This window comes from Hymenobacter cheonanensis, from assembly GCF_030581075.1.
Classification (GTDB): domain Bacteria; phylum Bacteroidota; class Bacteroidia; order Cytophagales; family Hymenobacteraceae; genus Hymenobacter.
Genome location: NZ_JAUQSW010000012.1, coordinates 37722 through 50560, shown reverse-complemented (window position 1 = coordinate 50560; position 12839 = coordinate 37722). Strand labels below are relative to the sequence as shown.

Sequence of the window (12839 nt, the reverse complement as noted above, 5' to 3'; positions counted from 1 at the left end):
GCTAAGAACGCCGGAAGGTAGCCGTTACTTCAATCGGGCCCACAATGTGCTGGTTGAACTCCGCTAGCTGCTCGGCGGGCACCCACAGCTCATTATGCTGAGCATCGCCCACATTTTGCACCGCAAATTGGGCCAGGTAGTCGCTATCGACGGCAAAGCGCACCACGTGGCCCACACCGTAGTAGGGCACATTCCAGTCGCGGCTAATTTGCACGGCGTAGTCTTCATTCAGCACCGGATAAAAAATGGGCTGCTCGGGCAGGCGCGGCGGAAAAGCCCGCCAGCCGCTGGCCGCAATCAAGTCCAGCTCCTGCTGATTGACGGGGCGATATAAAAACGTAGTGGCGGGCATGGCTTAAAACTCGTGCAGGCGCTGGGCAATGTTCCAGCGCAGGGCCAGCGAGGCGTAGACCTCGGTGCCCGACACGGCGCCATAGTAGGTGGGCTGGTCCAGCTTCTGGTTGCGGGCAATGAGGGTGGCATCCACAAACAGATTCAGCTTGGGCTGATAAGTACCCGTGAGGTCGAAGTGCAGCAGGCGGTTTTTGTCGCCGTTGCCCACGCGGTAGCCGTAGTCCATCGCCCGCGTGTTGTAAGAGAGCAGCACGTTGCCCCCGTTATTATTGAAACCAATGGGCGAAGTAGCCAGCGCATCCACACCCTGCACCGTGTAAAAGGCCTTGGCCACGAGGCTCAGGCGGGGCAGCGGCTGGTAGCTGAGCACGCCGAGCACCTCCGTGAGGTTGGCGCCCATGGGGTGGGCTAGCGGCTGCTGATAGTTCTGGTAGTTGGTGTACTCGTTTTCGTGCTGGTAGGTGAAGGGCCGGATGTAGTTGACTTCCATCTGCAAATCGAGGTTCGATACGCCGGCCACATCCAGCAATTTACCCCCTAGCTGGAAAGCCTGCTTATTGGCCCACCAGCCATTACCGGCCAGAATTTCGCTCAGCTTAAACTCATCGAGCACCAGCTGGCCGTAGAGCTGGGCGCGGTGCTTGATATTCCACTTAAAGTCGAGGCCTAGCAGGGCGTTATCCGTCGAGCCCACTTGCTGCTCGATGGCGCGGTAAAAAATAACCGGGTTCAGGTACTGCAATTCCAGCCCGCGCCCCGGCCCGCCCGACACTTCCGACTCGAACACGCCGATGTTGAAGTTATTGGTCACGTCCAGGCTCAGGTGGTGCAGCGCCAGGTACTTTTTAGGAAAGAGCGAATCGAGGCCCGAGATGCTGCGCCGGGCATTCAGCTCGGCAAAGATGTTCTGGTAGTTGAACTTCCAGACCCGCGTATTCAGCTTCAGAAAGAAATACGGCGCACTGTAATCCGAGAGGATGAGCGAGCGGTAGCCGTTGCCAATAAAATTGCGGTCGTGGGCAAACTGCACATTGATGTGCTTGGTAGCTGCATACGTGATGCCGCCCCGCGCCGTGAAGAAGTCGTACTGGTCAACCTTGTCCTTGAAATACTTGGTGTAGCCCTCGTGGGGCGCCACCGGCACGAGGCCATTGTCGCGCAGGCCGCGCTGGTACACCCAGCCCGGCACGGCCTCCTGGTTGTCGGTGAGAAAGCCGTAGAAGCCCAGCCGCTGGTCAATGAGGCCTTCGAAAGCCACGCCGCGCGTGTTCACGTAGCGCAGGCCGTCGCGGCTGTTTTCGCCACCGTCTTTGCCAGCTTGCAGCAACAGCACAGGGTTTAGCCGAAAGGCAAAATCCTTGGTCTGGACGTCGTAGAGGTCCGTCTGGTTGCGGTAGAGATAGTTCAGAAACGGCCGCTGGCTCTGGTTGAGGCTGTCGCCGAGGGGCGAAAACATCCAGTTATCCTTGGCTAAGTACTGCGCATTAAACTGGTCGGCGGCCGAGAGCCCGGCCGGGCTAGCCAGCAGGCGCTCGCCCAGGTGCGCGGCGGCCGAGCGGGTGTAGGGCCGGGCGCTGGTGTGCGGGTCCTGCAGCGAGTCGGGCCCGTACTTGATGGCGTAGCGGTCGATGAGCCGGTAGGTATTGGGGTCGAGCGGCACGTAGAGCGGCCCCTGGTAAGGCGCGTGCACTATGCGGCCGGGGCTGGCCACCGGGGTAGGGCGGGGGCTAGGGGCCAGTGCCGGGCGCGGGGCTGCCTCCCGCACCACCGGCGCGGGCGTGGCACCTGCAGTTTGCTCCCGCAGCGGCTGTTCCGAATTCAGCGGTTTGGCGTCTTTCACCGGCTTGTCGCCCTGCGGCGTAGCGGGCAACGGCTGGTTGAAGATGTACCAGTTGGCCGAGTTGGGCGTGGGCGCGCCGGCGGGCGGGGTCGTCTGGGCCGCCAGGGGCCCAGCCAACGCAAAGAGAAGCGAAGACAGGTAGTATTTCATCAACCAAAAAACTACCCGAAAGGGGGCAGGCCAGGCAAATTTACGTCGGCCGGCGCGGCCCCGGCTTTTCGCCCCGACCTTTGGCCCCGGCCCACTGCCCGGGCCGCTTGCCTGCCGTGCTGCGCCTGCTCCGTTTCCGTGCCCTCGACCTTGCCCGCTGGGCGGCCTGCGTGGCCGCTAGCCCCGGCGCGCCGCCCTACGTGCAGGCGTGGTGGCTGGCCGCCACCGCCCGCCGCTGGGCTGCCGTGGTGGAGCTGGGCCCGGCCGGCGAGTACCGCTCGCTGCTGCCCCTGCCCACCAAGTGGCGCCCTGGGGGCCGGGTGGCCTACCAGCCGCTCTTCACCCAGCAGCTAGGCCTGGTGCTCACACCTGAGAGCCAGCAGCGCGACCTAGCCGCTTACCTGGCCGTGGCGGCCCGGCACTGCGCCCGGTTTTACCAGCAATTGCCACCCGCCGCCGCGCCGCTGCCCCCGCTGCCGCCGGGCTTCACCGCCGCCGAGCGCCTGACCTACCACCTCGACCTGAGCCCTGGCGCCGAGGCCCTGCGGGCAGGCTACGCCCCCGACTACCGCCGCCGCCTGCGCCGTAATGCCGGGCTAGCCACGCCCCTGCGCGTGACGCCGGGCCCCGACCTGCACGAGCTGATTTCCCTGTTTCTGGCCTACCGCGGCCCCGAGCACACCGGCCTGCACCCGCGCCACTACGCGGTGCTGCCGCGCCTGGTGGCCGCCGCCCAGGGGCTAGCCGAGCTGCGGCAGGTGCGCCACCCTGCCACCGGCGAGCTGCTGGCCGGGGCGCTGTTTGTGCGCCACGCGGGCGGGCTTATTTATTTGTTTGCGGCAGCCTCGGCGGCGGGGCGGGCGGCGGGCGCCCCGCTGCTGCTGCTCGACGAGGCCATCGCCCGCCACGCCGGACAGCCGGGCCAGGTGTTCGACTTTGAGGGCGGCAGCCTGCCGGCCATTGGGCGTTTCTTCGCCAATTTTGGGGCGCGGCCCGTAAGCTACCCGGTCCTCACGTTTACTTCTAGCCCCTGGTTTCCCGCATGGATGCGCCCCTGACTTCTTCCGACACGCCGGCCCTGCCCGCCGACCGCCTGCACGTGGTGTGCGCCGAGCCCAGCATTGCCAACCATTTCCTGGCCGAGCTGCGCGATGTGGACATCCAGAAAGACAGCCTGCGCTTTCGGCGCAACCTGCAGCGCCTGGGCGAAATTATTGCCTGCCGCATCAGCGCCCAGCTTAGCTACACGCCGCAGGCCGTAAAAACGCCGCTAGGCGAGGCCGCCAGCCAGCTGCTGCGCGATTTTCCGGTGCTGGCCACCGTGCTGCGCGCCGGCCTGCCGTTTCACCAGGGGTTTCTGAATTATTTCGACCAGAGCCCCAGCGCCTTCGCCGCCGCCTACCGCATCGAGGGCACGGCTCAGGTGCAGGTGCAGCTCGATTACCTCACCGCCCCGCGCCTCGATGAGCGCGTGCTCATCCTGGCCGACCCCATGCTGGCCACCGGCAAAAGCCTCGTGCAAACCTACCGGGCCATGCTGCGCTTTGGCACGCCACGCCAGGTGCACATTGCGGCCGTTATCGCCTCGCCCGAGGGCGTGGCCTACGTGATGCGCGAAATTCCGGAAGCCACACTATGGGTAGCCGCCGTTGATGACAAGCTCAATGAGCAGGCTTACATAGTGCCGGGTTTAGGCGACGCTGGCGATTTGGCTTTTGGTAGTAAAATTTAGGACTGTAGCCGGGGGCATTTGCCACTAGCTGTTGTACCTTCATCAGCAGGAGACTAGCTGTGCCCGGCCCGGCCATGTTTCGGCGGCCCGTAGTCAGTTAGTGGCAGCCACCAAAGCTGGCACGAAAACAGCAGCGTAAAACACATAACATAAATTTCAAGGCCTAGCGCGTAAACTGATACCGGAAATTGTCTATTTTTGCTGCCATACCTGTTTAAACACACAGGTTGGGTTGCTATTTTATTGTTATTCCTGTATTAGTGTTACACTTTGCCATGAAGCTTGCTTCTGTTTTTCTGCTCAGCACCGTAAAATTTTTGGGCGGCCCACTAGCGGGCAGCAGCATGGGCCTGGGCTTTTGGCCCACGCTGGTCCTCACCGTGGCTGGCATGATGACGAGCGTTTTCATTATTTCGGGCGTGGGCCGGGCCTGGGTGCGCCACCGGCAGCAGCAGCGCCGACTGCGCCGGGCACCAGTGTTTTCCAAGCGCTCGCGCAATATCATCAAGGTATTCAAGCGGTTTGGTATGGGTGGCATTGCGTTTCTGACGCCTGTTTTGCTTTCGCCCATCGGCGGCACTGTCATTGCCACGCTGCTAGGGGTGCCGCGCCAGCGCATCTTGCTGCACATGCTCTGGAGCGCCGTGCTGTGGGGCGGCGTGCTCACCCTGGCCAGCGCCCGCCTCGGGCACCTGCTGCACCATTAATAAGGTGCCCGGAAACCCAGTAAGTAAAAAACACTAAATCAGCTAAAAGCTTCGTCTAAAAAGCCAGCGCCCCGTATAAGCCCCGCGGTTTCGCCCTGCTCAGCAGCGCGGAGCTGCGGGGCTTTTTCATTTCCTTTTCCCACCTGTATGAGTACTTCTTCTTCTCCGCTTGTAACAACGCTGCTGGTAGAGCCGGCCCCCGTGCAGGCGGCCGTGTCGCGCCGGCTGGCCGTCGAGTTTGTGGGCACCTTCTGGCTGGTGCTGGGCGGCTGCGGCAGCGCCGTGCTGGCGGCTGGCTTTCCCAAAGTTGGTATTGGCCTGCTAGGGGTGTCGCTGGCTTTTGGCCTCACGGTGCTCACTATGGCGTTTGCCTTCGGGCATATCTCGGGCGGCCACTTCAACCCGGCCGTGAGCCTGGGGCTGTGGTTGAGCGGGCGCTTTTCGGGCCGCAACCTGTTGCCGTATTGGGTAGCGCAGGTATTGGGCGGGCTGGCCGGCGCCGGCGTGCTCTACGTCATTGCCTCTGGCAATCCGGCCTACAATGCGGCAGTCAATGGCCTGGCGGCCAATGGCTACGGCACGGCCTCGCCGGGCGGCTACTCGCTGCTCGCCTGCTTCGTGACCGAAACGCTGCTCACGATGATTTTCCTCTACATCATCCTGGGCGCTACCGATACGCGGGCGGCCAAAGGCTTCGGTCCCCTTGCCATTGGGCTGGGCCTCACACTCATTCACTTGCTTAGTATTCCGGTCACCAACACCTCCGTAAACCCGGCGCGCTCGCTGGGGCCGGCGCTTATTTTGGGTGGCGTGGCCTTGCAGCAGGTGTGGCTGTTTTGGGTGGCGCCGCTGCTAGGGGCGGCCCTGGCCGGGGTGTCATACCAGTGGCTCACGGGCAGCGAGGGTACCGAAGCCGTAGCGGCCTCGGCGCAGGCCATTGGCCGAGCTACCACCACTATTGGCGAGGTAACGGCCAACAGCCCAGCCCCACCCCTGTAGGCGCGTGCCTAAGAAGCAAGAACCCCTCCGCAAAGCAAGTATTCCTTGCTTTGCGGAGGGGTTTTTTTAGGTAATATTCTGTCAGTCAATATGCAACCCTGGCGCTGCCAGAAGAATCATCGCTAAAATGCCTGTCTCTTATGAAAGCACTACGACTACCACTAGTAAGCGTACTAGGGGGCCTGCTGCTGCTAGCGGGGTCCTGTAAAAAGACGGATGAGCTAGCCGCGAACGCCATCATCACGGGCTACGACCCACGTATGTGCGCCTGCTGCGGTGGCCTGATGATAACCTTTACGGGCAAGCCGCAGCCTTTCGCCGGCGAGTTTAAGCTTATTGACAATAGTGCCGGGCTAGGTATCAGTTCCACCGAAAAATTTCCGCTCTACGTGCAGGTAGATTATATAACGCTGGCCAATACGTGCGGAGGACAGCACATTAAAATCACCAGTTTGAAAAGGTAACACCGCTAGTCAGCAGCTGGCTACTAGCTGCTGCGCCGGCGCGGCCGGGCATTAATAGCCTTCATGGCCGGGGCCGAAGCGCCTTTCTTACCCGGGTTCTTCTTGTTGCCTTTCTGGCTCTTTTTGTGGTGCTTGCCCTCCTCAAAAGGCTTGCCGGTGCGCTTATCGATGGTGACGCCGGGCTTTATCCACTCCTTCTTTTCGTGGAAGGAGCCCTTAAAATCGGGGTCGTCGCGGCGGCGCTGCTCATCCAGCACGCGGGCGTGCTGCTGGCCTTCGATAAAGGGCGTATTCGTGATTTCAACTTCCTCCGGAATGGGCAGCAGTGGAATTTCCTGCCGAATCATCTCCTCAATACGCTCGATGTGCTGGCGCTCGGCGGGGTTGGCAAAGGTGATGGCCTCGCCCGTGTGCCGCGCCCGGCCCGTGCGCCCAATGCGGTGCACATAGTCGTCGTAAATCAGCGGCACGTCGAAGTTGATAACGTGGCTCACCTGCGGCACGTCAATGCCCCTGGCCGCCACGTCGGTAGCCACCAGGTAGCGCACGTTGCCTTCCTTAAAGGCGTCCATGCTGTTGAGGCGGGCGTTCTGGCCCTTGTTGCCGTGTATCACGCGCACCTCACCCACGGGCGCCTTGCGCTGCAGAAAGCGGGCTACCTCATCGGCGTTTTCCTTGGTGCGGGCAAACAGCATAACACGGGTCATTTGCTCGGCCTCGTGGTGCAGCAAGTGCTCTAGCAGGTTGATTTTGGTGGCCAGGTTGGGCACTTCGTACAGGCGCTGGGTTACGGTTTGGGCCGTTTGGGCGGGCGGCGTCACCTCCACGCGCACCGGAAACTCCAGAAACTCCTCGCTCAAAATCGTGACCCGCTCGGGCATCGTGGCCGAAAACAGCACGTTCTGGCGCTTGCGCGGAATAATTTCCAGGATGCGCCGAATCTGGGGCATGAAGCCCATGTCCATCATCTTATCGGCCTCGTCGAGCACCAGCGTGGTCAGGTTTTTCAGCACCAGGTCGCCCTTCAGGTAAATCTCCATCAGGCGGCCCGGCGTGGCAATCAGAATGTCGAGCCCCGCCTTTATCGTCTCAATCTGCGTTTTGGGCCCTAGCCCGCCGTAGATGGCGTAAATGCGCAAATCGGTATAAGTGGCCAGCGCTTTGAGGTGCTTTTCGAGCTGAATGGCCAGCTCGCGGGTGGGCGCCAGAATGAGGGCGCGCGGGTGCTCGCCCTGCGCATATTTCACCTTCATAAGCAGCGGCAGGCCGAAGGCGGCCGTTTTGCCGGTGCCGGTTTGGGCAATGCCCAGCACGTCGTGCCCGGCCAGCAGCAGCGGAATGGTCTGCACCTGCACCGGTGTGGGCTCGGTGAAGCCAGCTTCGGCTACGGCGGTGAGTAATTGCTTGTTAAGCTTGAAGTCGGTGAAGGCGGCGGGGGTATCCATCCTACAAAGGTCGGGCAATTTTGCTGCGCGGGGCGCGCCGGGCAGTTTGCGCACCCCGCGCCGGGCTAGCCCACGCAGATGATTTTTTGCCCGAAAATCTTGCAAAAAACAATCCTCCGCGTATCTTTGCACCCACAAACCACCACACGGTAGATATAGCTCAGCTGGTTAGAGCGTCGGATTGTGATTCCGAAGGTCGTGGGTTCGAGCCCCATTATTTACCCGCAGGAAAGTCCCCGGATGCGAATCCGGGGACTTTTTTTGTTATTTGCATAGTTGCGTCTCCAAACGCCTCTTTTCTTTTTACCCTAATTACTCGCGATGAGTCTGCTCGTTATCGGCTCCGTGGCCTTCGACGCCCTGGAAACTCCCTTCGGCAAAACCGATAAAATTATCGGTGGCGCGGCTACCTATATCAGCCTCTCGGCTTCGTACTCGACCAAGCCGATTAATCTGGTGGCTGTGGTGGGCGGCGACTTTCCGCAGTCCGACATCCAGATTCTGGAAAACCACGGTGTGAACACCGAAGGCCTGCAAATCAAGCCCGACGAAAAGTCGTTTTTCTGGTCGGGCAAGTACAACAAGGACCTCAACTCGCGCGAAACCATCACCACCGAGCTTAACGTGCTCGGCTCGTTCGACCCCATTATTCCCGACAATTACCAAACCTGTAAGTACCTGATGCTGGGCAACCTGGCCCCGCAGGTGCAGCGCCTTGTGGTGCAGCGCCTCGTGAACCGGCCCAAGCTCATTGTGCTCGACACGATGAACTTCTGGATGGACTCGGCGCCCGACGAGCTGCTCGCCACCATCGAAATGGTAGACGTGCTCAGCATCAACGACGAGGAGGCGCGCCAGCTTTCGGGCGAGTACTCGCTGGTGAAGGCCGCCCGCAAAATTCTGGCGCTAGGGCCTAAGTTTTTGATTATCAAGAAGGGTGAGCACGGCGCGCTGCTGTTTCACAAAAACAAGGTGTTCTTCGCCCCGGCTCTGCCGCTGGAAGAAGTATTTGACCCCACTGGCGCCGGCGACACCTTCGCGGGCGGCTTCATCGGCCACATCGCCGCTACCGACGACTGCTCGTTCGAGAACCTCAAGCGCGCCGTTGTCCATGGCTCGGCCATGGCCTCTTTCTGCGTCGAGAAATTCGGCACCGAGCGCCTGCTCAACCTCACGCAGGAAGAAATTGAAGCCCGCGAAGCCCAGTTTGAAGAACTGGTAAAAGTGCAGCCAGTGAGCGTAACGGCTTAGTAAATAAGACATAGACAGAAAAAGCGTCCGTCATGCTGAGCTTGTCGAAGCAGATTACTCGCCCCGCTAGGGTTCTTAACCTAACGATGCGAGCAAGCTGCTTCAACAAGCTCAGCATGACGGACGTTTTGTTTTTATTCAACTCTTAAACGCATTTTCTTATGCCAACCTGGCTGCGCAAAAACCTGGGAGAAGTCTGCTTTTTCGGCGCTTTCGCGGTCGTGATGGGCACCGATTTGCGCCTGCCGGTTGTCAGCACCTTGCAGCGCGGGCTGCTGGCTAGCGGGTTGTGGCGCGCCACGCCGCCCGCTGCCCCGGCCGCGCTGGCTAGCCCACTGGCCGACTATCCGCACCCGCTGCCGCTGCTCACGCTCGATGGCCGGCCGGCCAACCTGCGGCAATTTCGGGGCAAGGCCGTGCTGGTGAATTTGTGGGCTAGCTGGTGCCCGCCCTGCCTGGCCGAAATGCCGGGCCTACAGGCGCTGTACCAGAAAACGGACACCAGCAAAGTAGCTTTCGTGCTGATTTCGCTCGATGCCAACCCCAATAAGGCCAAGGCCTTGCTAAAGCGGAAAGGTTACACGCTGCCGGTATATTTCCCGGCTGCGCCGCTGCCCGCGCCGTTCGATTCGCCCTCCATTCCGTCTACCATCATCCTCACGCCTAGCGGCCGGCTGGCCGACCGCCACGATGGCATGGCCGACTACGACACGCCCGAATTTCGAGCGGCGCTCGAAAAGCTGGGGGCTGGCCGCTAGCCCGGCAACCCTAGCGCCGCCCCAGTGGTAAAAGGAAGGGTAAGTGCGTCCCACCTTTCCCTTTTCCAGCCATGTCACTCGCCAAGAAAGAAACCGACCTCACGAACGATAAAACGTCCGTAAATCCTGCCGCCAATACCAAGCGTAAAAGCACGCAGGTGCAAAGCCCGAACACGACCGACGTATCGGCCCACGGCAACACCACCGACGGCAACAGCGCCGGCCACGGCGTAAACAACATTCGCAACAACCCCCAGGGCAACAAGCCCATGTCGGTAAACAGCGGTAAAGTGGGCAAGGGCGGCGACGCCAAGCACTAGGCCCTGTTAACTGCGGCTAAACGCCCGGCTCCAGCGGTAGTACCGCTGGAGCCGGGCGTTTCAGTTGGGCAGAATGAGCCGAACGTAAGTAGTGCGTTCCCGGGGCTCAAAGCGTACTTGCTCAATGGCGATGGTATAGTCATCGAGCCACCGCGCCTGGTGCGGCTGCCAGTTGTGCAACTTTCTGCTCCACAGCGGCTTTACTGCTTGATTAGAAATAGCAAGCAATTCGAGCCCGTTAAGGACGCTTTCGATATCCAGGCCGGGCGAGGCAACAACTAAAAGCTGTCGATTGGGCGAGATTTCCGGGTCCCATTTAAGCAGAGTAGCGCGGCCCGAATATTTATTGACGAGAAACGGCTGATAACGCTCCCACTGCAAGCTGTCGATTAGCCAGTAGGGCCGACCGGGCACGCTACCCGAAAACTGGCAATGCGTATCGATTTCTTCGTTGTCATCTTTCCGCAGCTGGTACGTATCGTCAGCAAAACGCAGTAAAGGGCCATTGAAAGGCCGCACCACCAGCGTATGGCCAATGCGGCGTACCCGGCCATCGCCTTCTTGCCGGATGGTGCGGGCTTCTGAGTAAAGCAGCTGGCTGCCTGCTGCCTGCGCAAAATCACTTTTGCTGCCCGGTTCCAGCCGAAGCACTCCGCCCAGGCCTACGTGCAGCGTGTCGTGTGGCCCACTGGTGGTCCGGTCGCCGGAGGTGAGGATTATGGAAGATGTAGCCGGCGGCACCGGCCTAGCTGCCACCGCAGGCCGCGTAGCTGCCCGGCGAACAGCAGGCTGCTGCTCGGCCGTGTTCTGTCCGCAGCTGGCTAGTATCGGCAGCAGCCAAATCAGCTTTTTCATGGCCGAAAAATAGGTTGGCGAAGTAGCTGCGCTAAAACTCCCAGCCCAGCCATTTCTGAAAGCCCGCCTGCTGCGCCTCGTCGGCTTCGGCTAGCTGCTCTACGGCGTAGCGCGGGCCAAAATGCACGCCCGGCAGCGCGGCCAAATCTACCAGCAGCAGGCGGTTTTGGCGAAACACGGCCACCTCGTAGTGCGGGGCCCCGGTGCTGAGCAAGCTTTGCAGGTTCATATCGACGCGGCGGCCGTTCACGGCCACAATCTCGTCATCGACGGTGAGCGCCGCGGCGGCCGGCGAGCCCGGCCAGATGTAGGTGACCTCGGTACGCTCATTCTTCACCACCGTGCGAAAGCCGAACATGCCCTCCGATGTCGAAGCATTCTCATAGGCCACCAGCTGGCAGCCCACCGTGTGCAGGGCTTTGTCGAGCGGCTCCTGCAAAGGCGCGGTGCCGTTGATGAATTTATCGAAGTAGACCTGCATCTTGCGGCCCGCCACCTCGCTCACAATGCGGGCGTAGTCGGCCTCGGTATAGCCCACGCCGGTTTTGCCAAACTCCTCGTAGAGGCGGCGCATCACGTCGTCGAGGCTGCGGGCGTGGGCGTGCAGCTGCCGGATGGTGAGGTCGAGCAGCAGCGCGACCAGGGCCCCTTTGTGGTACACGCTCACCTTGCGGTCGGGCACGCCGGGCTTGTAGCCATCGAGCCAGAGGTCCATGCTGGCATCGGCCAGGCTCAGGTTCTGGCCGCCCGCGTCGTCGTAGTGCTTACGCAGCACCAGGTTCAGCTCCTCAAAATACTGGGCCGGCGTGCGCACGTGGCAGCGGGCCAGCAGGTACTCGCCGTAGTACGTCGTCACGCCCTCGGCGAGGTAGCAGGTGCGGAAGTAGTTTTCGCGGGCGTAGTCATAAGGCTGCATCTCGGCGGGGCGAATGGCCTTGATGTTCCAGGTATGAAACAGCTCGTGGCAGCTCACGCCCAGCAGCTCCTTATACAGCGCCTCTTGCATCAGCAGCTCGGCGGGGCCTAGCACAATCACCGTCGAGTTGTGGTGCTCCACACCGTGGTAGTGCTTGTAGGGCAAAAACTGATTCAGAAAGTGGTACTCCTGCACCGGAAAGCCGCCGAACAGCGCCAGCTGCTCTTCCGAAAAAGCCTTAAAATCAGTCAGCAGGCGTGGCCAGTTAATAAGCGCTTCCTCGCCCTGCGCCCACACGTGAAAGGGCAGCCCGCCCGCCTCATACTGCTGGTGCTCGATGGTGGGGCTAGCGATGAGTGGCGCATCGGCCAGCTGGTCGAAGTTCTTCGCTTGCAGCGTGTTGGGCAGGGTTTGGGGCAGGCCGCAGGCCAGGCGCCAGCCAGCGGGCAGGTCCAAGGTGAGCTGGCAGGGCGCCCCCTGCTGGCCCTCGGCGTACATAAGCGCCTGCACCGGGTTAAGGTAAAGCTGCGTAGCATCGAGCCACGAGCCGCCGGCATCCATCTGGTGGGCGTAGAAGTGGTAGCGCACCCGCACGCTGCGGCCGGCCGCGCCAGGCACTTCCCAGCGGTCCTTGGTGGTTTTGCGGTAGGGCAGGGGCTCGTCGGTTTCGGCATCGCTAATCTCCACGCGCTGAATCTTCTGGGCAAAGTTTTGCAGCTCGTAGCGGCCCGGCCGCCAGGCGGGTAGCTGCAGGGCCAGCGGCTCGTTGGCCTCGGCGGGCACCTCCACCATCAGCTGCACCTGCAGGTAAAACGTAAGCGGATTTTCGAACGAAACGTGGTAATAAGTCATAGAAGAGCGGGTGAAAAGCGGCCGCGTGTAGAGACGCAGCTTTGCGTCTTGGCGTTGTTGAATTCGAAGTAAGGGCTAACCCGTCGCGCTATCCTGAGCCCTGGCCGGCGGGCCGGGCCCCCGGGCCGCAAAGATGCAGCGCTGCCCGCCGCTAGGCCGGCACTGCGGCAATGAGCAAAGGCCCCTTGTTATTGTA

Annotated in this window: 13 protein-coding genes and 1 tRNA gene; 9 read left to right on the top strand and 5 right to left on the bottom strand. The window is 61.5% G+C overall.

The window, feature by feature from the left end; genetic code table 11:
- Position 1: 1 nt before the first annotated feature.
- Both Q5H89_RS19455 and Q5H89_RS19450 read right to left on the bottom strand, forming a co-directional pair.
- On the bottom strand, positions 2-352 hold the full coding sequence (locus Q5H89_RS19455) for a hypothetical protein (RefSeq protein WP_305021016.1): 351 nt from the start codon (positions 350-352) through the stop codon (positions 2-4).
- Between the two features lie 3 nt (positions 353-355).
- The gene (locus Q5H89_RS19450) at positions 356-2344 is read right to left on the bottom strand and encodes a capsule assembly Wzi family protein (protein WP_305021015.1); all 1989 of its coding nucleotides are present in this window, start codon (positions 2342-2344) and stop codon (positions 356-358) included.
- Between the two features lie 116 nt (positions 2345-2460).
- Here Q5H89_RS19450 and Q5H89_RS19445 point away from each other — a divergent pair, with 116 nt between their 5' ends.
- The 5 genes from Q5H89_RS19445 (at position 2461) to Q5H89_RS19425 (ending at position 6246) form a co-directional block, all read left to right on the top strand.
- Positions 2461-3402 carry a GNAT family N-acetyltransferase gene (locus Q5H89_RS19445; RefSeq protein ID WP_305021014.1) on the top strand — a complete coding sequence of 314 codons (942 nt, stop codon included), beginning with the start codon at positions 2461-2463 and terminating at the stop codon, positions 3400-3402.
- The gene (gene upp / locus Q5H89_RS19440) at positions 3387-4076 is read left to right on the top strand and encodes a uracil phosphoribosyltransferase (protein ID WP_305021013.1); all 690 of its coding nucleotides are present in this window, start codon (positions 3387-3389) and stop codon (positions 4074-4076) included. The genes Q5H89_RS19445 and upp overlap by 16 nt, the downstream gene beginning before the upstream one ends.
- 275 nt (positions 4077-4351) lie before the next feature.
- The gene (locus Q5H89_RS19435) at positions 4352-4783 is read left to right on the top strand and encodes a hypothetical protein (protein ID WP_305021012.1); all 432 of its coding nucleotides are present in this window, start codon (positions 4352-4354) and stop codon (positions 4781-4783) included.
- Positions 4784-4930: 147 nt separating this feature from the next.
- Positions 4931-5782 (top strand): aquaporin Z, encoded by an 852-nt coding sequence (gene aqpZ / locus Q5H89_RS19430; protein WP_305021011.1) that lies wholly within the window; start codon positions 4931-4933, stop codon positions 5780-5782.
- Positions 5783-5922: 140 nt separating this feature from the next.
- Positions 5923-6246 carry a hypothetical protein gene (locus Q5H89_RS19425; protein ID WP_305021010.1) on the top strand — a complete coding sequence of 108 codons (324 nt, stop codon included), beginning with the start codon at positions 5923-5925 and terminating at the stop codon, positions 6244-6246.
- Positions 6247-6269: 23 nt separating this feature from the next.
- Here the strand turns inward: Q5H89_RS19425 and Q5H89_RS19420 are convergent, their stop codons facing one another.
- Complete coding sequence (locus Q5H89_RS19420) at positions 6270-7691, bottom strand: DEAD/DEAH box helicase (RefSeq protein ID WP_305021009.1); 1422 nt, start codon at positions 7689-7691, stop codon at positions 6270-6272.
- A gap of 149 nt (positions 7692-7840) precedes the next feature.
- Here Q5H89_RS19420 and Q5H89_RS19415 point away from each other — a divergent pair.
- The 4 genes from Q5H89_RS19415 to Q5H89_RS19400 all read left to right on the top strand — a co-directional run bounded on the left by Q5H89_RS19415 (position 7841) and on the right by Q5H89_RS19400 (position 10020).
- A tRNA-His gene (locus tag Q5H89_RS19415) sits at positions 7841-7914 on the top strand.
- A gap of 98 nt (positions 7915-8012) precedes the next feature.
- Positions 8013-8942, top strand: a complete 930-nt coding sequence (locus Q5H89_RS19410; protein WP_305021008.1) for a PfkB family carbohydrate kinase — start codon at positions 8013-8015, stop codon at positions 8940-8942.
- A gap of 161 nt (positions 8943-9103) precedes the next feature.
- Positions 9104-9700 carry a TlpA family protein disulfide reductase gene (locus tag Q5H89_RS19405; RefSeq protein ID WP_305021007.1) on the top strand — a complete coding sequence of 199 codons (597 nt, stop codon included), beginning with the start codon at positions 9104-9106 and terminating at the stop codon, positions 9698-9700.
- A 71-nt stretch (positions 9701-9771) separates the two neighbouring features.
- Positions 9772-10020 carry a hypothetical protein gene (locus tag Q5H89_RS19400; protein WP_305021006.1) on the top strand — a complete coding sequence of 83 codons (249 nt, stop codon included), beginning with the start codon at positions 9772-9774 and terminating at the stop codon, positions 10018-10020.
- Between the two features lie 60 nt (positions 10021-10080).
- On the opposite strand, the gene Q5H89_RS19395 is transcribed toward Q5H89_RS19400, so the two are convergent.
- On the bottom strand, positions 10081-10875 hold the full coding sequence (locus Q5H89_RS19395; RefSeq protein ID WP_305021005.1) for a hypothetical protein: 795 nt from the start codon (positions 10873-10875) through the stop codon (positions 10081-10083).
- A gap of 31 nt (positions 10876-10906) precedes the next feature.
- Positions 10907-12643: a M61 family metallopeptidase gene (locus tag Q5H89_RS19390; RefSeq protein WP_305021004.1), complete on the bottom strand. Its 1737-nt coding sequence runs from the start codon at positions 12641-12643 to the stop codon at positions 10907-10909.
- Positions 12644-12839: the final 196 nt, after the last annotated feature.

Bases quoted from the DNA above. Each gene is read 5' to 3' on its own strand.
- Q5H89_RS19420 (WP_305021009.1), bottom strand. From the start codon at position 7,691: ATGGATACCCCCGCCGCCTTCACCGACTTCAAGCTTAACAAGCAATTA.
- Q5H89_RS19390 (WP_305021004.1), bottom strand. From the start codon at position 12,643: ATGACTTATTACCACGTTTCGTTCGAAAATCCGCTTACGTTTTACCTG.
- Q5H89_RS19395 (WP_305021005.1), bottom strand. From the start codon at position 10,875: ATGAAAAAGCTGATTTGGCTGCTGCCGATACTAGCCAGCTGCGGACAG.
- Q5H89_RS19450 (WP_305021015.1), bottom strand. From the start codon at position 2,344: ATGAAATACTACCTGTCTTCGCTTCTCTTTGCGTTGGCTGGGCCCCTG.
- Q5H89_RS19410 (WP_305021008.1), top strand. From the start codon at position 8,013: ATGAGTCTGCTCGTTATCGGCTCCGTGGCCTTCGACGCCCTGGAAACT.
- Q5H89_RS19455 (WP_305021016.1), bottom strand. From the start codon at position 352: ATGCCCGCCACTACGTTTTTATATCGCCCCGTCAATCAGCAGGAGCTG.
- Q5H89_RS19400 (WP_305021006.1), top strand. From the start codon at position 9,772: ATGTCACTCGCCAAGAAAGAAACCGACCTCACGAACGATAAAACGTCC.
- Q5H89_RS19435 (WP_305021012.1), top strand. From the start codon at position 4,352: ATGAAGCTTGCTTCTGTTTTTCTGCTCAGCACCGTAAAATTTTTGGGC.
- Q5H89_RS19405 (WP_305021007.1), top strand. From the start codon at position 9,104: ATGCCAACCTGGCTGCGCAAAAACCTGGGAGAAGTCTGCTTTTTCGGC.
- aqpZ (WP_305021011.1), top strand. From the start codon at position 4,931: ATGAGTACTTCTTCTTCTCCGCTTGTAACAACGCTGCTGGTAGAGCCG.
- upp (WP_305021013.1), top strand. From the start codon at position 3,387: ATGGATGCGCCCCTGACTTCTTCCGACACGCCGGCCCTGCCCGCCGAC.
- Q5H89_RS19425 (WP_305021010.1), top strand. From the start codon at position 5,923: ATGAAAGCACTACGACTACCACTAGTAAGCGTACTAGGGGGCCTGCTG.